14 protein-coding genes are annotated in these 22,320 nt (G+C 68.2%); 9 read left to right on the top strand and 5 right to left on the bottom strand.

The window, feature by feature from the left end; translation table 11 throughout:
* Positions 1 to 3: 3 nt before the first annotated feature.
* Together J2X52_RS15890 and J2X52_RS15885 are read left to right on the top strand one after the other, a co-directional pair.
* The gene (locus J2X52_RS15890) at positions 4 to 2,193 is read left to right on the top strand and encodes a glycoside hydrolase family 3 C-terminal domain-containing protein (RefSeq protein ID WP_310155701.1); all 2,190 of its coding nucleotides are present in this window, start codon (positions 4 to 6) and stop codon (positions 2,191 to 2,193) included.
* A 118-nt stretch (positions 2,194 to 2,311) separates the two neighbouring features.
* Positions 2,312 to 4,867 (top strand): hypothetical protein, encoded by a 2,556-nt coding sequence (locus J2X52_RS15885; protein ID WP_310155573.1) that lies wholly within the window; start codon positions 2,312 to 2,314, stop codon positions 4,865 to 4,867.
* Positions 4,868 to 5,086: 219 nt separating this feature from the next.
* On the opposite strand, the gene eda is transcribed toward J2X52_RS15885, so the two are convergent.
* The 5 genes from eda to zwf all read right to left on the bottom strand — a co-directional run bounded on the left by eda (position 5,087) and on the right by zwf (position 10,930).
* Positions 5,087 to 5,755: a bifunctional 4-hydroxy-2-oxoglutarate aldolase/2-dehydro-3-deoxy-phosphogluconate aldolase gene (gene eda / locus J2X52_RS15880; RefSeq protein ID WP_310155569.1), complete on the bottom strand. Its 669-nt coding sequence runs from the start codon at positions 5,753 to 5,755 to the stop codon at positions 5,087 to 5,089.
* A gap of 4 nt (positions 5,756 to 5,759) precedes the next feature.
* A complete protein-coding gene (gene edd / locus J2X52_RS15875) occupies positions 5,760 to 7,676 on the bottom strand; it encodes a phosphogluconate dehydratase (protein ID WP_310155568.1) in 1,917 nt (638 codons plus the stop codon).
* A gap of 88 nt (positions 7,677 to 7,764) precedes the next feature.
* A complete protein-coding gene (pgl, locus tag J2X52_RS15870; RefSeq protein WP_310155565.1) occupies positions 7,765 to 8,457 on the bottom strand; it encodes a 6-phosphogluconolactonase in 693 nt (230 codons plus the stop codon).
* 56 nt (positions 8,458 to 8,513) lie between these two features.
* Positions 8,514 to 9,512, bottom strand: coding sequence for a glucokinase (glk, locus tag J2X52_RS15865; RefSeq protein WP_310155563.1), 999 nt, complete (start codon positions 9,510 to 9,512; stop codon positions 8,514 to 8,516).
* Positions 9,509 to 10,930, bottom strand: coding sequence for a glucose-6-phosphate dehydrogenase (zwf, locus tag J2X52_RS15860; protein WP_310155562.1), 1,422 nt, complete (start codon positions 10,928 to 10,930; stop codon positions 9,509 to 9,511). Before zwf ends, glk begins: the two co-directional genes overlap by 4 nt.
* A 310-nt stretch (positions 10,931 to 11,240) precedes the next feature.
* Between zwf and ugpC the strand changes: the two genes are divergently transcribed.
* The 7 genes from ugpC (at position 11,241) to epmA (ending at position 22,055) form a co-directional block, all read left to right on the top strand.
* Entirely contained in the window at positions 11,241 to 12,338 is a 1,098-nt protein-coding gene (gene ugpC, locus J2X52_RS15855) for a sn-glycerol-3-phosphate ABC transporter ATP-binding protein UgpC (protein ID WP_310155558.1), read from the top strand.
* A gap of 560 nt (positions 12,339 to 12,898) precedes the next feature.
* A complete protein-coding gene (smc, locus tag J2X52_RS15850) occupies positions 12,899 to 16,411 on the top strand; it encodes a chromosome segregation protein SMC (protein WP_310155553.1) in 3,513 nt (1,170 codons plus the stop codon).
* A gap of 97 nt (positions 16,412 to 16,508) precedes the next feature.
* Positions 16,509 to 17,261 (top strand): cell division protein ZipA, encoded by a 753-nt coding sequence (gene zipA, locus J2X52_RS15845; protein ID WP_310155550.1) that lies wholly within the window; start codon positions 16,509 to 16,511, stop codon positions 17,259 to 17,261.
* A 176-nt stretch (positions 17,262 to 17,437) separates the two neighbouring features.
* A complete protein-coding gene (locus J2X52_RS15840) occupies positions 17,438 to 17,986 on the top strand; it encodes a nucleotidyltransferase family protein (protein WP_310155548.1) in 549 nt (182 codons plus the stop codon).
* A gap of 49 nt (positions 17,987 to 18,035) precedes the next feature.
* Positions 18,036 to 18,500 (top strand): FosX/FosE/FosI family fosfomycin resistance hydrolase, encoded by a 465-nt coding sequence (gene fosX / locus J2X52_RS15835; RefSeq protein WP_310155546.1) that lies wholly within the window; start codon positions 18,036 to 18,038, stop codon positions 18,498 to 18,500.
* 76 nt (positions 18,501 to 18,576) lie between these two features.
* Positions 18,577 to 21,081: an NAD-dependent DNA ligase LigA gene (gene ligA, locus J2X52_RS15830; protein WP_310155544.1), complete on the top strand. Its 2,505-nt coding sequence runs from the start codon at positions 18,577 to 18,579 to the stop codon at positions 21,079 to 21,081.
* A gap of 11 nt (positions 21,082 to 21,092) precedes the next feature.
* On the top strand, positions 21,093 to 22,055 hold the full coding sequence (gene epmA, locus J2X52_RS15825) for an EF-P lysine aminoacylase EpmA (protein WP_310155698.1): 963 nt from the start codon (positions 21,093 to 21,095) through the stop codon (positions 22,053 to 22,055).
* Positions 22,056 to 22,320 lie beyond the last annotated feature (265 nt).

The following is a 22,320-nucleotide window of genomic DNA, read 5'->3' as shown; positions in this document are numbered from 1 at the left end:
CGCATGCTGGTGTGCGCGTTGCTGGCCGCCGCGCCGGCATTCGCGCAGGACGCGACCAGTGCGCAGCCTTGGATGGATGCCGGCCAGTCGCCGGACGCGCGCGCCGCGTTGCTGGTCGCGGCGATGACGCAGGACGAAAAGTTCGCGTTGATCCGCAGCCGCTTCGCGATCGGCGAGAAGAAGCCGGAAGAGGCGCTCACTGCGGCCGGCTACGTGGCGCCGATTCCGCGCCTGGGCATTCCGGCGCAGAGCCTGGTCGATGCCGGCCTCGGCGTGACCAATCCCGGCGGCGCACGCACGGGCGATCACGCGACGGCGATGCCGTCAGGCCCGATGACCGCGTCGACCTGGAGCCGCGACATCGCCTTCAAGGGCGGCGAAACCATGGGACGAGAAGCCTGGCGTCAGGGTTTCAACGTGTTACTGGCCGGCAGCGTCAACTTGCAGCGCGATCCGCGCAATGGCCGCAATTTCGAGTACGCCGGTGAGGATCCGCTGCTCGCGGGCACGCTGGTCGGCGAATCCATCCGCGGCGTGCAGTCGCAGCACGTGCTGTCGACGATGAAGCACTACGCGCTCAACGACATGGAGACCGCGCGCAACACGCACAGCGCGGAGATCGGTGACCGTGCGATGCACGAATCCGACCTGCTCGCGTTTCATGTCGCGATCGAGATCGGCCAGCCCGGTTCGGTGATGTGCAGCTACAACCGCATCAACGGCACCTACGGCTGCGAACACGACGAGTTGCTCAACAACGTGCTCAAGCGCGATTGGCGTTACCCCGGCTACGTGATGTCGGACTGGGGCGGGGTGCACAGCGCGTCGAAGGCGGCGAATGCCGGCCTCGACCAGCAGTCGGCGGGCGAGGTGTTCGACAAGGCCGTGTATTTCGACGTGCCGCTGCGCATGGCGGTTGGCGCTGGCGTGGTGCCGCAGACGCGGCTCGACGACATGGTCCACCGCATCCTGCGCAGCTTCATCGCCATCGGCGCGTTCGAGCACCCGCCGCAGCGTCAGCCGGTCGATGCGGCGCTCGATGCGATCGGTTTCGATGTCGCCCAGCGCACGGCGGAAGCGGGCGCGGTGCTGCTGCGCAACGAGAACGGCGTACTGCCGCTCGCGCCCGGTGTGCGCCGCATCGCGGTGATCGGCGGACACGCTGACACGGGCGTGATTGCCGGCGGCGGCTCATCGATGGTCGGTTGGACCTCGCGCGGCACCAGTGCCGTCACCGGTGTGCAGCCGACGACCTGGCCGGGCCCGGTGATGTTCCAGCCGTCCTCGCCGCTGCTCGCATTGCGCGAGGCCCTGCCGGATGCGCGTATCGACTACGCCGACGGTCGCGACCGCGCAGCCGCCGCGCGTCTCGCGCGCGAGGCCGATGTCGCCATCGTGTTCGCCACGCAGTGGGCTGCAGAATCGGTGGATCTGCCCGACATGCGCCTGCCCGACGGGCAGGACGCGTTGATCGCCGCCGTCGCTGCGGCCAACCCGCGCAGCGTGGTCGTGCTGCAGACCAATGGGCCGGTCGAATTGCCGTGGATCGACGTGGTGCCTGGCGTGCTGCAGGCCTGGTATCCCGGTATCCGCGGCGGCGAAGCGATCGCGCGCCTGCTGACCGGCGCGGTGAATCCGTCAGGGCATCTGCCGGTGACCTGGCCGGTCGATGTCTCGCAGCTGCCGCGTCCGACGATTCCCGGGCTGGGTTTCAATCCGGCGCAGAAGCCGGAGGACACCATCGACTACGACATCGAAGGCGCCAACGTCGGCTACCGCTGGTTCTCGGCCAAGGGTCTGACGCCGCGCTACGCCTTCGGCCACGGTCTGTCGTACACGACATTCGCAACATCGGACCTGCAGGTACGCGCCGACGGCGAACGGATCGTCGCGCGCTTCACGGTACGCAATACCGGCGAGCGAGACGGCGTTGCGGTGCCGCAGCTGTACGTGCATCTACCGCAGGGTCATGCAACGCCGCTGCGACTGGCCGGTTGGGACCGCATCGAACTGGAAGCGGGCGAAACACGTGAGGTCGAGGTCGCGCTTGCGCCGCGCCTGTTCGCGGATTACCACCCGAACGATCGCAGCTGGCGGATCGCCGCCGGCGACTACACAGTCGCGCTCGGGCAGTCGGCCATCGACACCGGCGAGCGCGCCGCATTGACGCTGCCGGCGCGGCGTTTGGACTGAACCGCAGGCCGCGCTGAATGCGCGGCCGTGCGCACGACTAGGGTGAGCCCCACCTGTCCCGGGTCGGGGACGCTGCTAGGGTCATCGGGTCCGCAATCCGAGCCGGAGCAGCGCCCGCATGTCCGTCCAGTCGATCCGACAGTCCGAATACACCCCACCACCCCCACCTCCGCCGCCGCGCGTCGACACGCTGCGGACATCGACGCCGGAAGCTGCGAACGCGACGGTCGCGGAGATGGACGCCAACCAGGCGGACGCGTTCAACGCCGAGGTGCAGGCGCTGCCGGCCAGCGACCGGCAGACGTTGTTGAACGATCTGGCGACCAGGCTCGATGCGGACAATCTGGTACGCCTGCACGAGACCTTCGGTCGCGAGGCGGTCGCCAACACGGTAGAGCTGCGCAGCGGCGTCGAGACGCGTGAAACCTATCAGGCGCTGACCGGCACGACCCCGTCCGGTCCGTCGCTGCCGCAACTCCCGGCCGGGATGCCGCCGATGGATATCGCGCGTATCGAAGCGCAGCAGGTCCAGCGTGCGCAGGAGGACTTCGCCGCCCAGAACATCGGCAGTGGCGCCCTCGGCGCGCCCTACCAGCTCGGCACGCTGGCCTCGCAACACGCGACCGAACCCGCCTATCTCGGCGAATTGGTGCGCCTGGCCAACGACGCGGGTGTGCTGGATGCGGCGACCGCACCGAACTGGGGACTCTTCAGCCGTGACGCGGAAGGCGGCTACATGCTCACCGGCGCAGATGCAGATGCCGCGCGCAGCGGGCTGACCACCGCACTTGGCGTGGCGGTCGAGCGCGGCGTGCTCACTGAAGGCCAGATCCGCCACTCGGCGGCAGACAACGCGGGCTGGCAGGAGATTGCCAGCGCACTTGGGATCGACAATGTCGGCCGCACGCAGCAGACGCGCGAGGCCGCGAGCGCGCTGGAAGAACTGCAGAACACTTACAACGATGCCAAGGCCGAAGCCGACACACTCAACGAGGCACTCGCCACGCATCTGTTGCGCGCCGGGCCGCTGACGCCCGATCAGCAGGCGGACTTCATCGAAGCATTCCGCAGCGCCGAGGGGCATGCAGAGGTCTACGCCGCGGAAGCGGATGCCGGACAGGCGCTGGCCAGCCACGTCGAGGCGAATCGCGAGGCCTTGCTCGCCGCTGCGGTGCGCGACCCGGCGGTCGCCGCGCAGATGGTCGAGACCTTGGGCCAGCTCGCCGATTCCGGGCATGGCGAGCTTGCACTAGCGCTGCTGGGCGAGATCCAGGGCGTGCCGGATTCGGCGCTGGCGGGTGCGTTCTCCGCGCACACCGAAGCTCTGCAGGGCGAACTGTTCGAACGCATCGCCAGTGCGGCGACGGTCGAGATCGTCGCCCGTCATGATGGCGATCTGCAGGCCGCGGTGGCCGACCTCAAGGAGGCGTTCGCGCCGCTGCAGAACGCCAAGGGACTGTTCGACGGCGTCAAGGGCGGCATCGGCAGCTTCCAGGACGGCATGGCGATGATGGATGCCATCGCCGCCGGCAACTTCGACCCGTTGAAGAAACTTGGCGACGAGTTCGGGGAGGCATCGCCGTTCGCACACGCGATGGCCGGCGTCGGTGTGGTGATGGGTGCGATCAAGGCCGGCCAGAGCACGCAGGAAGGCGAATACCTCGAAGCTGTGCAGGGCTTTGCATCGGCGGGCGAAAGCGGCCTCAATCTACTTGCAGGTGCGGCCAAGCACTTCGCAGACGCCGGACGCCTGGCGCAGTACGGCGACGACGCCGCGCGCTTCGCGACGTTCGCGGCGCGCCTTGCGCCGGGCCTCGGCGTACTGGCGAGCGCCACGTCGGTGGCGATCAATCTGCAGAAGGCGGGCGAGGGCAGCAACGTCGGTTATGCGATCGCGGCGATGGGCGATGTCTTCGGCATGCTCGGCAGCGCCGTCGCGCTGTTCCCGGGCCCGGGCACTGCGGCCGGTTCGATCGTCAGTGGCATCGGCGCCGTGATCTCGGCAATCGGTGGCGCGATCGGCGACGCGATCGACAAGCACCAGACGCGGGAAGAGCTGCGCGGTTATCTCGAAGCGACCGGCATGGATGCCGACATGATCGAACTGATGCTCGGCAGCGGCGAGGCGATGAACAACGTCGCCGCCGGTCTGGGAATCTCCGGCGAACAGTGGCAGTCGATGCTGGCCGCCGATCCTGGTCTGGCATTCGCGCCGTACGTGTTCAAGGCGGTCGCCGACGGCTACGGCCTGCAGGGCGAGCAGGCGGTCGAACTGTTCGAGCAGATGCACGCCGAAGATCCGCAGGCGATGCTGGCGCTCATGCAGGAGTTCGGCGAAAAGCCGCTGGCGGGCGTCGATGTCGGCCTGCTGGCGCGCGGATTCCTCGAAGAGAATTTCCCGGATGCGCATGCCTATGCGCGCAGCCAGGAAACGTCGGAAACGAGGCCCGATGGCAGCGACAAGTCGCCGGCGGAAATCGCGGAGGGCGACTACGCCGGCATCCGCGATGGCACGCTGTCGGAGATCTACGAAGCGGCAGAGGGCCTGCTTGCCGCCAACGACAATCACGATTACCGCGTGCGCGTGCTCGAACTGCTGTACGCCGACAATCGTTCGGACGCGGTCTTGGAGTTGGGTATCCAGTATGGCGTGATGCCAGACACATTGCGGTGACTCGCCGACGCGCGCGGGCTGCGGGACGATGAGTCGAGCGGGTGATGCCTCAACGCGATCGGTGCCGCGGAAGCGCTTGGGGCGTGTCTCTGCCGTCCCTTACGAGGGGGCGTTCGGCGCTTGCGGGAAACGCACCGCTGCGGTCCGCGCAGATCGTCGCGGACCGGTTCCGACCCGCTATTGAGACGCGCCACCGCCGCGGCGAACTGGGCGCACTCCTCAGCCGCGCACATCCCGCACGATCTGCGCGGCGCGCGCCGCGGTTTCGCGCACGCGGGCGTAATCGCCGACTTCCAGCCAGCCTTTTTCGAGCATCCACGAGCCGCCGATGCACAGCACGTTCGGCTGCGACAGGAATTCGGCGGCGTTGGATTCGGAGATGCCGCCGGTGGGGCAGAAGCGCATGTCGTGCAATGGACCGGCGAGGCCCTTGAGCATCGCCAGGCCACCGACCGCGCTGGCTGGAAACAGCTTGCAGTTGCGGAAGCCGCGCTCGCGCAACGCCATGAATTCGGTCGGCGTCGCCGCGCCGGGCACCACCGGAATGTCGGCTTCGGCCAGGGCATCGGCCAGCGCTGGCGGCGTGCCGGGGGTCACCAGAAAATCCGCGCCGGCATCGATCGAAGCGCGGATGTTATCGGCGTTGAGGATGGTGCCGGCGCCGATGACGATGTCCGGGCGCTCGCGCTTGAGCATCGCCAGCGCGTCGATCGCGACCGGCGTACGCAACGTGAGCTCGAGCGTGTTCAAGCCGCCTTCGAGCAGTGAATCGGCGATCGCGCGCGCTTCGTCGAGGGTGTGCACGGTGATCACAGGCAGCACGCCGGCCTTGCGCAGGAACTCGGCGGCGCGCTGCTGGCGCTCGGACATGGTGGAAACGTTGGGCATCGTGTCAGGCGTCCTTGGAATCGTGCGGGGCGTCGAGCGCTGCTGCATCAGCGCCCAGGTCGTATTCGGCATCGTAGTGCCACGCGCTGCCGTCGGTGGTGGCCGGACCACAGGAGATCGACAGCGCGCCCTGGTCGGCCGGCGACACGTTCGCGCGGTTGAAGCCGAACAGGTTGCGGCCGTGGTCGGTGGGTGCGGGCGCGGTATCCGGCGCGGCGATGCGGGCCTGCCATTCGGCCGGATCGACCAGGGCTTCGAGCGTGCCTGCCTCGCCGTCGAGGCGGATGATGTCGCCCTCGCGCACGAAGGCCAGCGGTCCGCCGCGCGCGGCTTCGGGGGTCATGTGGATCGCGGCTGGAATCTTGCCCGAGGCGCCCGACAGTCGGCCGTCGGTGACCAGCGCCACGCGACGGCCCTGGTTCTGCAGCATGCCCAGCAGCGGCGCCAGCGAATGCAGTTCGGGCATGCCATTGGCCTTTGGCCCCTGGTAGCGCACGACGGCGACGAAATCGCGCGGCAGTGCGCCGGCGGCATGCAGGCGGTTGAGCACCTGCGGCGCATCGACCACGACGGCCGGCGCTTCGATGCTGCGGAACTCCGGCTTCACCGCCGACAGTTTGATCAGTGAACGACCGAGGTTGCCGCGCAGCAGCCGAAGTCCGCCCTGGGCTTCGAACGGTGCCGACACCGGGCGCAGCACGCCCTCGTCGGCGCTGACCTGCGGGCCGGGTTCGTAGCGGATCCGGCCGCCGTCAAGCTTGGGTTCCTCGCCGTAGCGCGCCATGCCGCCGTCGACGATGGTCGGCAGATCGCCGTGCATCAGGCCGGCGTCGAGCAGTTCGCGGAAGACGTAGGCGTTGCCGCCGGCCGCGTGATAGCGGTTCACGTCGGCTTCGCCGTTGGGATACACGCGCGCCAGCAGCGGCACGGCCTGCGAGAGCTGGTCCATGTCGTCCCAGGTCAGCACGATGCCGGCCGCGCGCGCGACCGCGATCCAGTGGATGGTGTGGTTGGTCGAACCGCCGGTGGCCATCAGCATCACGACGGCGTTGACGATCGCGCGTTCGTCGATCAACTGGCCCAGCGGCCGGTAGTCGTCGCCGAGCGCGGTGATCGACAGTGCACGTTCGACCGCCTCGCGGGTAAAGGCCTCGCGCAGCGGCGTGCCCGGATTGATGAAGGCCGCGCTCGGCAGCTGCACGCCCATCGCCTCGAGCAGCGTCTGGTTGGAATTCGCGGTGCCGTAGAAGGTGCAGGTGCCAGGGCCGTGATACGAGTCCGACTCGACCTGCAGCAATTCCTCGCGTGTGGCCTCGCCGGCGGCGTAGCGCTCGCGCACTTCGGCCTTGGTCTTGTTCGGCACGCCGGGCGTCATCGGCCCGCCGGGAATGAAGATCGCCGGCAGATGGCCGTAGGCGAGGGCGCCGATCAGCAGACCGGGCACGATCTTGTCGCAGATGCCCAGATACACGCTGCTGTCGAACATGTCGTGCGACAGCGCGATGGCGGTGGCCTGGGCGATGACGTCGCGCGAAAACAGCGACAGTTCCATGCCGGCGCGGCCCTGGGTCACGCCGTCGCACATCGCCGGCACGCCCCCCGCGACCTGCGCGGTATGGCCCAACGCACGCGCGGTTTCGCGGATGAACTCCGGATACGGCTCGTAGGGCTGATGCGCCGACAGCATGTCGTTGTACGCGGTGACGATGCCGAGGTTCGCGGTGGGCCCATTGCGCAGGCGGGACTTGTCGACCGGCCCGCAGGCGGCGAAGCCGTGGGCCAAGTTGGCGCAACTCAGGTGACCGCGCAGCGGCCCCTGGTCGCGCATGCGCGCGATGCCTTCGAGATACGCCTGCCGCGAAGGCGCACTGCGCTTGCGGATGCGTTCGGTGACGGAATGGACGACGGGATGCAGGCTCATGGGCGGCGGCGATGAGAGAAACGGGCGCCCGGGGGACGGGCGGGGGCGCGCGGATCGCACTGCGCGCAACGGTCGAACAGGGCGCGCGTCACGGGCACCAGTGGACGTGCAGCGTGGCGCCCGGCGTGGTGAAGGCGATCCGCGCGGGGAACTCGGTTGCGTCGTCGCTCTGCAGCAGGCGATCGAGCAGGGCGCGCTTCTTCTCGCCGCGGATCAGCAGGATGCGGGTATGGGCAGGTGCGAGGCCGGCGGGCGTCAGGCTCACCCGACGCTGCCACGTGCCCGCACCGGGACTGCCGCCGGCATCGACGCCGACGTAAGGCGACGTGGAGGCCAGCGCTGATTCGAGATCGACCATGCCGGGAAACAGCGACGCGGTATGGCCGTCATCGCCCATCCCCAGCACGACCACGCCCGCGGGCTGTCGCGCATGCAGGTTGGCGGTGGCGACGGCCTCGTCGAACGGCCGGCCGGCGCGGGTGATGGTCTCCAGCCGTGCCTTCTGCGCCTTGTTCTGGATCAGGGTCTCGCGCAGCAGGCGCGCATTGCTGTCGGGATCGTCGGGCAGCAACCAGCGCTCGTCGACCAGCGCGACATCGACGCGGTCCCAGGCAAGCGGTGATTTCGACAGCGCCGCATACACCGGCCCCGGCGTCTTGCCGCCCGACAGCAGCAGACGCGCACGCGGCTTCTGCTCCAGGTCGCGGGCAATGGCGGATGAAATCGCGATCGCGGCGCCCCAGGTCCACTGGGTGGCCGATTCGTAAGCGTGCAGTTGCATGCGGCCATCGTCGCCGATTCCGCGGGCAATGCCAAAGGCGGGCGGCGAGGCGGGCGTCACGCCGCGGCCCTGCGCGTGGCGATTGCGGCGGCGCCAAGCAGGCCGGCATGCGGATGCAGCACCGCGACGCTCGGCACGCGGCCCATGTTGGGCGAGAACCGGCCCTTGTGTTCGAAGCGCTGGCGGAAGCCCGAGTGGCGGATCGAATCGAGCATCTTGGGCACCAGTCCGCCGGTCAGGAACACCCCGTCCCAGGCGCCGAGCGTCAGCACGAGATCCCCTGCAATCGCACCGAAGACCGCGCAGAACACGTCGACCGCGCGTGCGCAGCGGGCATCGCCCTCCTTCGCACGCGCGGTGATATCGGACGGCTGCATCGGGCCCGGATCGACACCGGCGATCTCGCTCAGCGCCCGGTGGATGTTGACCAGCCCCGGCCCGCAGATCAGCCGTTCGTTGGACACGCGTCCGAACTGCGCCGACAGGCGCTCTAGGATCGCGGTTTCTTCCGGCGTGCCGGGCGGAAAACTGACGTGGCCGCCTTCGGTCTCCAGCGGATAGTGCCTGCCGTCGCGGATCACCAGGCCACCGACGCCCAGGCCGGTACCGGGACCGATCACCGCATAGGTGCAGGGGCCGGCGGGATCCTTCGGCACCGACCACGGCACGCCGCCAATGGCGCTGTAGTCGCCCGGCTGCAGCAGCGGAATCGCCATCGCCTGGGCGGCGAAATCATTGGTCAGCACGACGTCTTCGATGCCGAGCCGCTGCTGGGTGCGCGTGCGCGAGATCACCCAGGGGTGATTGGTGATGCGTGCATCGTCGCCATCGACGCGACCGGCGACCGCGAGCACGGCGCGCGGCAACGCGGCCTTGCCGTCGTGACCGGTCTGCTGGAGGTAATGCAGCGCCGCATCCGCCAGAGACGGAAAGTCGGCGACCGGGAAGATCTGGATCGTGTCGAGCTGCAGCGGCGTCGGGCTGGCGGTATCGGCCAGTGCGAAGCGCGCATTGGTGCCGCCGATGTCGGCGAGCAGGGCCAGCGCAGCCGTCACGATTTGCGCCCGTTGTGGGTCGTCAATGTGCGCGGCAGGAACGGCTGTGCCTCGACCGGGCCCCAGCTGCCGGCCGGATAGTCGCGCACCGGCGTGCCGGCCTCGCGCCACGCGGCGCTGACGCTGTCGATCCAGCGCCACGCGGCCTCGACTTCGTCGTCGCGCACGAACAGCGTCTGGTCGCCCTTGAGCGCATCGATCATCAGGCGCTCGTAGGCGATGCGGCGCTTGGGCGGCAGCATCGCCAGATCCAGCGACATCGGCTGCAGTTCGTTGGCGGCCCATTCCGACGCGGCAAGGCTGCCCATCAGGCCGAGTTCGATCGTCTCTTCCGGCTGCAGGCGCACCCGCAACTGGTTGGCGCGGGCGCGCTTGCGCTCACCCGGGCCGAACAGCCAGTGGGTGACCGGCTTGAACGTCACCACGACCTCGGTGGTGCGCGAGGGCATGCGCTTGCCGGTGACCAGGCGGAACGGCACGCCCGCCCAGCGCCAGTTGTCGATCCACGCGCGCAGGCCGACGAAGGTCTCCACGTCGTCGTGTCCGCCGTGCTTGAAGCCCTGGGCGGCCTGCCCGTCGACGACACCGGGCACGTAGCGGCCACGCACGCTGTCGGCTGCCGCGTCGGCGGCCGTCATCGGACGCAGCGCGCGCAGCACCTTGCGCTTCTCGTCGCGGATGCTGTCGGTGTCCATCGCTGCCGGCGGCTCCATCGCGATCAGCGCCAGCAGCTGCAGCATGTGGTTCTGCACCATGTCGCGCAACGCGCCGTAGTCGGCGTAGTAACCCTCGCGGCCGTCCACACCGGCCGTCTCGGCGACGATAATGTCGACCGACTCGATCCAGCGCCGCTCCCAGGTGGCTTCCAGCAGCGTATTGCCCAGTCGCAGCGCGAGCAGGTTCTGCACCGGCGCCTTGCCCAGATAATGGTCGATGCGGAAGATCCGCGACTCGTCGAGCGCCGACTTCAGCGTCGCGTCGATTTCCTGCGCGCTGGCCAGGTCGTGCCCGATCGGCTTCTCCAGCACCAGCCGTGACGGCGCTTCCAGCAGGCCGGCGGCCTTGAGCCCGCGGCAGGCGGAGGCGAACAGGCTCGGCGGCGTCGACAGATAGCTGACCGTCGGGCGGTCGGCGAAGCGCGACAAGGCAGCCGCCATCGCATCGGCGTCGGAGAGGTCCACCGACACGTACTGGATGCGGCGCAGCAGCTCGTCGACCAGCGATGCGTCGTACTCGTCGTCCAGACGCCCGCGCAGCCAGTCGCGGAAGCTGGCGTCGTCGTGTTCGCTGCGCGCGATCGCGATCACGCGGAACGCCTCCGGCAGCAATCGATCGCGCTGCAGATGCAGCAACGACGGGAACAGATAGCGTTGCGCCAGATCGCCGGTGGCGCCGAACAACAGCAGGGAATCGTGCATGGGCGCCGGGGCCGTCTCGGGTTCGGGAAGATGAATCACGGAGTGTGTCGCCGGAAGCGTGCGGACCGCAACGTCCACGTGAGCGGGTGCGGGAGCACAGCATGTCCAGCGCTGTCAGTGGACGCACGCAACGCCGTCCATGCGCAGATCAATCCTGTCGTCTGTTGCACCGCGTTGTGCCCCCATCACGCGCGCCGGCTGGCTTGGAAACGATTACATGCCAGAATAGCGCAATTGTGTTGCGGCGCGCGGTTCACGGGACCGTCGCCACGATGTGGTCACCAAGGGTTTGCGACTCACGGGAGCGTGCATGGCACAGGTGCGGTTCGACGCGGTACGGAAGGTCTACCCCAACGGTTTCGTCGGCGTGGCCGGCGCGACGTTCGAGGTCGCCGATGGCGAGTTGCTGGTGCTGGTAGGCCCCTCGGGCTGCGGCAAGTCCACGCTGCTGCGCATGGTCGCGGGGCTGGAGGCGATCAGCGACGGCACGCTGACCATCGGCGAGCGCGTGGTCAACGACGTCGCGCCCAAGGACCGCGACATCGCGATGGTGTTCCAGAGCTATGCGCTGTATCCGCATATGAGCGTGGCCGAGAACCTCGCGTTCGGCCTCAAGCTGCGCGGCCAGTCCAAGACCGAGATCGCAGCACGCGTGGACGAAGCCGCGCAGGTGCTCGAACTCGACAAGGTGCTCGACCGCAAGCCCGGCCAGCTCTCGGGCGGCCAGCGCCAGCGTGTTGCGCTGGGACGCGCGCTGGTGCGCCAGCCGCAGGTGTTCCTGCTCGACGAGCCGCTGTCCAACCTCGATGCCAAGCTGCGCAGCGGCATGCGCGTCGAGATCGCCCGTCTGCACCGCAAGCTGGGCACGACGATGATCTACGTCACACACGACCAGATCGAGGCGATGACGCTGGGCCAGCGCATCGTCGTGCTCAAGGACGGCCACATCCAGCAGATCGATACGCCGATGGCGTTGTACGAGCGGCCGGCGAACCTGTTCGTCGCGACCTTCCTCGGCAGCCCGGCAATGAACGTGCTGCGCGGCTCGCTGGCGCAGGGCGGGGGCGGCTGGACCTTCGACGCCGGCGAGGGCATCACGCTTGCGCTCGGCGATGCTGGCTTCCCGGCCGAGTGGAACGGTCGCAACGTGGATCTGGGCATCCGTCCCGAACATCTGCTGCCCGCGACCGACGCCGATGCAGTGCTGTCGCCGGTGGTCGAAGTGGTGGAGCCGGTCGGCAGCGAAGTCTTCGTCAACCTGCGCCTGGGCACGCACGCGCTGATCGCACGCCTGCCGCCCGACCGCGTGCCGGTGCCGGGGGAAACCCTGGCGCTGACGATTCCGGTCGGCCGCGTGCATGCATTCGATGTCGAGAGCGGCGAGCGGCTGGTGCAGCGGGCGGGTTGAGCCCGACGCGTCGAACCGCAAGTCGGCATACGTTCCGTGCGAGCGGGACCCGCACCTCTCCCTCCGGGGGAGAGAGCCTGCTCCGGACCTGATCCGAGGTCGACGCGCAAAGCGCGTCGGATGAAGGGACGTCTCTTGCGGAATGCCCAAGGCCTCGCGCAGCGGCTTCCGCCTTCGATCGTCATGCCCGCGCAGGCGGGAATCCGGCGGCTTTGAGCGACATCACGGTGTTTCGAGCGACGTCTGGACCGCCGCGATTCCGGCGCTCCAGTCGACATCACCCGGCGGCAAACGTCACTGGATGATGCGCCGTCCGGATGTTGAAAGCCCCGCCCATGCGGGAACGACGGCAAGCAAGAGCCCGTTATTCGGCTTGCGACACGGTGAGGTGCAAGCCGCCGCGCCCAGGGCCACGCCTCGCTATACTGAACGCCTGCGCGCGCAGGCGGCGCTCCATGCTTGTGGAATCAACCGCTTGTGATGGAAATTTCGCGTATCGCATGACACGCTATCCGTCATTCATTGCGCCCTGACGGGCGCCAAAGGCCACCACAGCCCGCATGCGCCTGTCCACGATCAAGCTCGCCGGTTTCAAATCCTTCGTCGATCCGACCACGCTGCACCTGCCGACCAACATGACCGGCGTGGTGGGGCCGAACGGCTGCGGCAAGTCGAACATCATTGACGCGGTGCGCTGGGTCATGGGCGAATCCTCGGCCAGCCGCCTGCGTGGCGATTCGCTGACCGACGTGATCTTCGCAGGCTCCACCGCGCGCAAGCCGGTGTCGCAGGCGATGGTCGAACTGGTGTTCGACAACTCCGATCACACGATCGCCGGCGAGTTCGCCGCGTTCAACGAGATCTCGGTCAAGCGCACGGTCAGCCGCGACGGGCAGAGCGGTTACTACCTCAACGGCACCAAATGCCGCCGCCGCGACATCACCGATCTGTTCCTCGGCACCGGCCTTGGCCCGCGCAGCTACTCGATCATCGAGCAGGGCATGATCAGCCAGATCATCGACGCCAAGCCCGAAGAGCTGCGCGTCTATCTGGAGGAAGCGGCGGGTATCTCCAAGTACAAGGAGCGCCGCAAGGAAACCGAGACCCGCATCCGCCACACCCGCGAGAACCTGGATCGCCTGAGCGACCTGCGCGAGGAAGTCGGCAAGCAACTGCAGCACCTGGCGCGGCAGGCCAAGCAGGCCGAGCAGTACACCGCGATCCAGGCCGAGCGCCGGATCCGCGACGCGGAGTGGAAGGCGCTGGAATGGCGCACGCTCGATTCGCGTCTGCGCGCATTGCGCGAAGGTCTGGCCCAGGAAGAAACCAAGCTCGAGCAGATCATCGCCGAGCAGCGCGAAGCCGAACGCGAACTGGAGACCGGTCGCGAGCGCCGCCACGAGGCGAGCGAAACCCTCAACCGCGCGCAAGCCGAAAGTTACGAGGTCAGCGGCGCACTGGCGCGCGTCGAGCAACAGATCCAGCACCAGCGCGAGCTGTCGGCGCGCCTGCTCAAGGCACGCGACGAAGCGCAGGCGCAGCTGGCCGAGATCGGCGAACACATCGACCAGGACCAGCTGCGGCTCGACACGCTGCACGAGAGCATCGCCGACGCCGAGCCGCGCCTGGCCCAGCTGCAGGACGACGACGCGGTCCGCCAGGACATGTTGCGCGAAGCCGAAACCGCCCTCGCCGACTGGCAGACGCGCTGGGACACTCACAATCGCGAGCAGAGCGAGGCGGCCCGCGAAGGCGACATCGAGCGCACCCGCGTCGATTACCTGGACAAGCAGTCGCTCGAAGCCGACCGCCGGCGCGAGCAGTTGCAGGCCGAGCGCGGCGGCATCGATCTCGAGGCGCTGAGCGAGACCTTCGCCGATCTGCAGATCCGCCATGACGAGCAGAAGGCCGCGCTCGATACGCTCGGCGACGATCTTGAAACGCGCAAGGCCGCGGCGGTCGATCTGCAGGACACGCAGCGGGGCGCGCAGGAAGAACTGTCCGTCGTGCGCAAGCAGGCGCAGGAAGCACGCGGCCGTCTGTCGTCGCTGGAAACCCTGCAGAACGCCGCGCTGGGCCAGGAGCAGGGCGCGGCGGTCGAATGGCTGCGCCAGCGTGGACTGGATTCGTCTGCGCGTGTCGGCGAGCGGCTGCGGGTGGAATCGGGCTGGGAATTTGCAGTCGAAAGCGCGCTCGGCCAGCTGATCGAAGGCGTGCTTGTCGACGGCACCGGCGTCCCGGCCGAGCTGGTAGATGCGCTGGGCGAACTCGGCGAGAGCCGCCTTGCGCTGGTGTCGGGTGAGAACTGCGATGAAGTCTTCGCGCCGACTTCGCTGGCCGCGAAGGTGCAGGGCCCGCTGGCGATCCGCCGGCTGCTCGCGCGTCTGCACGTGGCCGAGACCCTGGCCGACGCGCGCGCGCTGCAGGCGGGCTTGAGTGACGGCGATTCGGTGATCACCCGCAGCGGCGAGCGCCTCGGCGCGGGCTGGGTGCGCGTGTCGCGCTCGGGCGCGGCGAAGCAGGGTGCATTGCTGCGCGAGCGCGAAATCCAGTCGCTACGCGAAACGATTGCCACCTTGCAGGAACAGGAACAGGCCCTCGAGGCACGCATCGCGCAGGGCCGCGAACAGCTGCTCAGCGTCGAGCAGCAGCGTGAAGAAGCGCAGCGGGCGCTGTATGTCGCGCATCGCGCCGTCTCCGAACTCGCCGGCCAAGTGCAGAGCCAGCAGGGGCGGGTGGAGGCCGCGCGCAACCGCATCGAGCGCATCGACGCCGATCTCGCCCAGCTGCACGAAACCATCGATACCGCCGCCCAGCAGGCGCGCGATGCACGTGGCCGGCTGGAAGACGCGGTCGAGCGCATGGGTGATTTCGAGGCCGCGCGCGCCGCGCTCGAAGCCGAGCGTCGCGGCCTGGTCGAGGCTCGCGACCAGCTGCGTTCGGCCGCGCGCGAATCCCGCGATACCGCGCATGCGCTCGCGCTGACCATCGAATCCCAACGCGCCCAGATCAACTCGCTGACCCAGGCGCTGGCGCGCATGGGCGGCCAGCGCGGCCAGATCGACAGCCGCCTCGGCGAACTATCGGCGCAGCTGGCGACGGGCGATTCGCCGGTGGACACGCTGGAGCGGCAACGCCAGGTCGCGCTGGAAGAGCGTGTGCGTACCGAGCGCGCGCTGGCCGAGGCGCGCTCCGCACTCGAAGGCGTGGACAACGAGCTGCGCACGTTCGAGCAGGTCCGCCAGCAGCGCGACGCGCAGGCCCTGACCCAGCGCGAAGCGATCGGCCAGCGCCGCCTCGACCAGCAGGCGCTGGTGATCGCGGCCGACCAGCTGTCCGCGCAGGTGGTCGAAGGTGGATTCGTCGTCGACGACGTGCTGAACGGTCTCGAAGAGTCGGCGAATGCCAAGGACTGGGAAAAGATCGTCACCGACTTCGACGCGCGCCTGCGCCGTCTGGAGCCGGTCAACCTCGCCGCGATCGCCGAACACGCTGAAGCCGCGCAGCGCAAGGAGTACCTGGATTCGCAGGATGCGGATCTCACCTCGGCGCTGGATACGCTGGAAGAGGCGATCCGCAAGATCGACCGCGAGACCCGCGGCCGCTTCAAGGACACTTTCGACAAGGTCAACGCCGGCGTGCAGGCACTGTATCCGCGCCTGTTCGGTGGCGGCCACGCCTATCTCGAACTCACCGGCGAGGACCTGCTCGACACCGGCGTGGCGATCATGGCGCGCCCGCCGGGCAAGCGCGTCTCGAACATCTCGCTGCTGTCCGGCGGCGAGAAGGCGATGACCGCGGTCGCCCTTGTGTTCTCGATCTTCCAGCTCAATCCGGCGCCGTTCTGCCTGCTCGACGAGGTGGACGCGCCGCTCGACGAGGCCAACGTCGGCCGCTTCACCGCGATGGTGCGCGAGATGAGCGAGCAGGTGCAGTTCCTGTTCGTCAGCCACAACAAGGCGACGATGGAAGCGGCTTCGCAGCTCAGCGGTGTCACCATGCGCGAGCCGGGCGTGAGCCGGCTGGTCTCGGTCGATCTGGCAGAAGCCGCGCGTTTGGCCGGCGCCGCCTAGTGCCTGTCATTATCGGCGGGCCGATTTGTCGTGCCGCGCCTGCACCCCACACGTTGCGCCTGCGCATAATGAACGACCCTGAAGGAGAACACCGCCAATGACCGACGACTGGATGATGCGTATCGGAATCCTCGTCGCAGGCCTGCTGCTGATGGCGGCCATGTGGTATTTCGGCACGCGCCCACGCAACGGTCAGGGTCGCCGCGTCGTCAGCCCCGATGATCGCGAACAGCGCCTGGAGCCCACGCTCGGCGCGCAGCTGGAACAGGATCTCGGTGAAGCCGGCGTGCCACGTGCCGAAGGCGACACCGATGCGGTGCAGGCGGAAATGGACCTGCTCGACCAGACCGTCGGTGCTGTCTCGCCGAACAGCGAACTGGGCAAGCGCACCAGCGACGATTTCGACAAGATCGTGACCCTCTACATCGCCGCGCGCGCCGGCAACGTGTTGCGTGGTCCGGACATCGTGGTCGCCGCCGAGAAGACCGGCCTGACCTATGGCCACATGAACGTATTCCACCGTCTGGTCGACGGTCATCCGGAGCGCGGCCCGATCTTCAGCGTCGCCAACATCCGCAGCCCCGGCAGCTTCGACATGAGCGAGATCCAGGGCCTCGAAACCCCGGCCATCGCGTTCTTCCTGACCCTGCCGGCGCCGGTCCGCGCCCTCGATGCCTGGGATGCGATGCTGCCCACCGCCGAGCGCATGGCCGAACTGCTCGACGGCGTGCTGCTCGACGAACAGCGCAACGCCCTGGGCCGCCAGCGTATCGCCGGCCTGCGTGACGAACTGCGCAGCTGGGACCGCGAGCACGACGTGCCCGCGGTGACGCGCAGCCCGCGCTGGTAGGGCTGCGTACGCACAGGTGCGAGTCGCTCGATAGCTTGTGCTCCCCCGCTGGACGAGGCCTGTTGCCGATGCGCGTTCCGTTCGCGTCTTGATCGGGTGACGACGTGGCCCCTGCAAGAAACCCCGCAGCTTCGAAGCCCATCGACCATGACCCGGCCGGTGACGCCGAGCGGTGCGTGCTGGAAATCGTCTCGAACAGCGTCTGGTTCATGGATGCGCTCCGTGCGGCGCGCGCGCTTGATCTCCCCGCCTGGTGCATCGGCGCCGGTGCGCTTCGCAACCTGGTGTGGGACACGCTGCACGGGCATGCGCAGCCATCCGCGCTTTCGGACATCGACCTTGCCTGGTTCGACGCCTCCCACTCGGCGCCGCAATGTGACCGCGATCTCCAGCGCCGTCTGCCGCGACTGAGCATCGCGCCTTGGGAGGTCACCAACCAGGCACATGTGCACCGTTGGTTCGAAGGGCATTTCGGTCACGCGGTCGCGCCGCTCGCTTCATTGCACGAAGCGGTGGCTTCCTGGCCGGAGTTCGCGACCAGCGTGGGCGTGTGGCTCGATGCCCGTGACGACCTGAGACTCATCACGCCGTACGGGCTCGATGACCTGTTGGGAATGGTGGTCCGACGCAACCCGGCGCGGGTCGATGTGGCGACTTACCGGATGCGCACGACGCAGAAACGTTATGCCGAACGCTGGCCACGGGTGCGTGTCTTCGACGCATAGCCGCAAACCACCCGGCGCGTCCGGCTGCTGGATGCGGCATGATCGCCCGATGTCGATCTCTGGCATCAGCCACCTGACCTTCATCGTCCAAGACCTCGACCGCACGGCCCGCCTGCTGGTCGAGGGGCTGGGCGCGCGCGAGGTCTACGACAGCGGCGACCAACCGCATTCGCTTTCACGTGAGAAGTTCTTCGTGCTCGGCGGCGTGTGGATCGCAATGATGGAGGGCGAGCCGCCCGCCGAGCGCAGCTACCGCCACGTCGCGTTCCAGGTCGCCGCCGGAGACCTGCCCGACTACCGCGCGCGGCTCGAGCGGATCGGTGTCGACATCCGCCCGCCGCGGCCGCGGATCGAAGGGGAGGGCGAATCGCTGTATTTCCACGATTTCGACAACCATCTGTTCGAATTGCATACCGGCACGTTGGACGCGCGATTGCAGGCGTATCGCGCGGCCCTCACCCCCACCCCTCTCCCGGAGGGAGAGGGGCATGACCCAGCGAGCGTTACGCTTTGAAGCCCCTCTCCCTCCGGGAGAGGGGTTGGGGTGAGGGCAGACGCTCGCGGGAACGCCACCGTCCTACAATTCACCCATGCCGACTCCATCCCCCGCCGAACGCGTCGCCGAGCTTCGCGCGCTGATCGAAGACGCCAATCACCGCTATTACGTGCTCGATGATCCGTCGATCCCGGACGCCGATTACGACGCCCTGCTGCGCGAGCTCGAAGCGCTGGAAACCGCGCATCCCGAGCTCGCCAGAGCAGACTCGCCGACACGCACTGTCGGTGTGCGACCCGATGGCGGCTTCCCTGAAGTCACCCACGCGATCCCGATGCTGTCGCTGGCCAACGCCTTCGAGACCGCCGGCGTCGACGACGCTGCTGACGAGCGCACGCGCTACGCGGAGGTCGCCGATTTCGAGCGCCGCATCGAGCAGAAGCTCGACATCGACGCGCCGGTGTTCTCGGTCGAACCCAAGCTCGACGGTTTGGCGATCAGCCTGCGCTACGAAGACGGCGTGTTCGTGCAGGGTGCCACGCGCGGCGATGGCAGCACCGGCGAGAACGTCACCGCCAACCTGCGTCAGGTGCGCGCGGTGCCGTTGAAGCTGCGCGATATCGGCACGACGCCCCCGGCGGTGCTGGAAGTGCGCGGCGAGATCTACATGCCGCGAAAGGCCTTTGAAGCGTGGAATGCGAAGGCGCTCGACAGTAACGAGAAGTTGCTTGCCAATCCGCGCAATGGCGCGGCCGGTTCGCTGCGCCAGCTCGATCCCGCGGTCACGCGCCGGCGGCCGCTGGCGTTCTTCGCCTATTCGGTCGGCGAGGTGCGCGGGTTGGAACTGCCCGAAACACATTCCGAAACGCTGGCGCTGCTGCGCGAGTTCGGTTTTCCCGTCGCGCCCGAAGCCGATACCGCGACCGGCTTCGAGGGCCTGATCGCCTACTTCCGGCGCATCGGCGCTGCGCGCGACACGCTGCCCTACGACATCGACGGCGTGGTCTACAAGCTCGACGACTTCGATCAGCAGGCGACGATGGGCTTCGTCTCGCGCGCGCCGCGCTGGGCGCTGGCGCACAAGTTCCCGGCGCAGGAACAATCGACGGTGTTGCGTGCGATCGAGGTCCAGGTCGGCCGCACCGGTGCGATCACGCCGGTCGCGCGACTGGAGCCGGTGCAGGTGGCCGGGGTCACCGTCACCAACGCCACGCTACACAACGAGGACCAGATCCGCCGGCTCGACGTGCGCGAAGGCGACACGGTGATCGTGCGCCGCGCTGGCGACGTGATTCCCGAGATCGTGCGCGTGATTGAGGATCGGCGTCCCGCGGGCACCGTCGAATGGACGATGCCGGCCACGTGCCCGGTCTGTGGCTCGGAGCTGGCGCGCGAGGAGGGCGCGTCCGCGTGGCGCTGTACCGGCGGTTTGACCTGTTCCGCGCAGCGCAAGGAAGCCGTGCGCCATTTCGCATCGCGGCGCGCGATGGACATCGAAGGCCTCGGCGACAAACAGGCCGAAGCGCTGGTCGAGTTCGGCTTCGTGCATTCGCCGGCCGACCTGTTCGCGCTGACGGTCGAGGATCTGGTGCGGATGAAGACCGCGCTCGATGCCGCGACGGCGGCGGATTTCGCGCAGGCGATCGCCGACAGCAAGGGCGCCCTGGCGCTTGATGCTGAAGGCAAAGCGGTACTCGCCCAAGAGACGCCTACGTGGAAGGACGCGACGTTCCTGCGTTCGCATCTGACGGTGGAAACCGCCGGCAAGCTCGCGACCAAATGGGCCGAGAACCTCGTCGCCGGCATCGACGCCAGCCGCACCACCACGCTGCCGCGTTTCCTGTTTGCACTCGGCATTCCGCATCTGGGCGAAACGACGGCCAAATCGCTCGCGAATTGGCTGGGCACGCTCGACTTCGTGCGTACCACGCCTGCCGTGCTGCTGCAGGCGCTGCCCGACATCGGGGGGGAAGTCGCGCGCTCGATCGCGACATTCTTCGAGCAGCCCGGCAATGTCGAGGTCGTCGATGCGCTGCTCGCGGCAGGCATCACATTCACCGATGAGGCCGCGCCATCGGCGGCGCTACGGGAGCGGCTCGGCCTTGCCCACCTGCTGTCGACGCTGCCGGTCGACAAGCTCGGCGGCAAGAGCGCCGAGCGCCTTGCCGACACCTATGGCTCGCTCGACGCGCTGTTGCGCGCGAACGCCAGCGGCTGGACCGGCGCCGGCCTCTCGTCCGCAGGCGCGGACAACCTTTCGGCATTCCTCGCCGATGCGGATGCCTTGGCCGAATTGCGTGCCAGCGATGCCGCGATGCGCCGCTTGCTGGATGCGGCGCCCGCGAAAATCATGAAGGCAACCGGCCCGCTCGACGGCAAGACCGTCGTGTTGACCGGCAGCCTGGAGGCGATGACCCGCGACGCCGCGGGCGAGCAGCTCGAAGCGTTGGGCGCGAAGATCGCCGGCAGCGTGTCGAAGAAGACCTCGCTGGTCGTCGCCGGGGAGGCAGCCGGCTCGAAGCTGACGAAGGCGCAGGAGCTCGGCATCGAGATCTGGGACGAAGCGGCGCTGCTCGCGTTTCTCGAGTCGCAGGCGTGAGCGCGTCGATGCTGCCGTCGGCACGCTTTGATGCGTTGCGCCTGCGCGCGCGACTCAACGCAAGTCTGCGCGGTTTTTTCGCCGAACGGGGCGTGCTCGAAGTCGAGACACCGATGCTGTCGCAGGCCGGCAACACCGACCCGAATGTCGCCAGTTTTCGTACCGAATTCGGCGGGCACGTGTCGGCCGGCCCGCGCACACGCTGGCTGCGCACGTCACCGGAATTCCCGCTCAAGCGCCTGCTGGCTGCAGGCTTCGGTGACTGCTACGAGCTGGGTCGCGTGTTCCGTGACGGCGAAGCCGGCGGCCGCCACAATCCCGAGTTCACGATGCTTGAGTGGTATCGCGTCGGTTGGAACCAACATCAACTGGCCCACGAAACCGTCGCCCTCGTGCAGGGCGCGCTTGCGCTTGTCGATCGGCGTGCGGAGGTGGTGCAGACGACGTATCGCGCCCTGTATCTGGACGCGCTGGGCCTCGATCCGGTGACCGCGTCCGACGCCGAGCTGCAGGCGGCGCTCGGTAGCGTGCAGATCGATCCCGACGGCCTCACCCGCGACGACTTGCTGGACCTGCTGATGACGCATCGCATCCAGCCGGCGAACCCCGCCGACCGGATCCTCGTCATTCACGACTATCCGGCCTCGCAATGCATGCTCGCGCGCATCGCCGAGCGCGACGGCGTGCCGGTGGCCGAGCGCTTCGAGCTGTATCTCGGGGCGTTGGAACTTGCCAACGGCTATCACGAACTCGCAGACGTCTCGGAACAACGCGCGCGCTTCGAGCGGGATCATGTGGTGCGTGGGTCGCGGGGTGCTGCGTTGCCGGCAATCGATGAGGCCTTGCTGGCCGCGCTGGATTCCGGATTCCCGGATTGCGCAGGTGTGGCGCTGGGGGTCGATCGCCTGATGATGGCGATGCTGGGGACGGGGCGGATCGCCGATGTGGTCGCTTTTGATTTTGCGCGGGCTTAGGCGCGCGAGAACGCGTTGTCGTCATAACACCAGCCGCCGTTAACAGGCGCATTTCAGATGTAGCAGGCATACGTCTTGATCTTGATCTGGCTTCCGTCCCCGCTTTCGCTTCGGCTTTCGCTTCATGCGTTTGCTATGGCTTCCAGCTTTTGATTTGAATCGAGCCGTAAAGCGAGCCGAGCATCGCAGGGCGGCGGGGTCGAAGAGCAGCCCATGTCTGAGCGCAGCGAGTTTGGGCTGCGTGCCCCGTCGCCCGAGAAGCGCA

Source organism: Luteimonas sp. 3794, from assembly GCF_031456825.1.
In the GTDB taxonomy this organism is placed as follows: Bacteria; Pseudomonadota; Gammaproteobacteria; order Xanthomonadales; family Xanthomonadaceae; genus Luteimonas.
The sequence above is the reverse complement of the archived record's forward strand: the minus strand, read 5'-3'. Positions and strand labels throughout refer to the sequence as shown.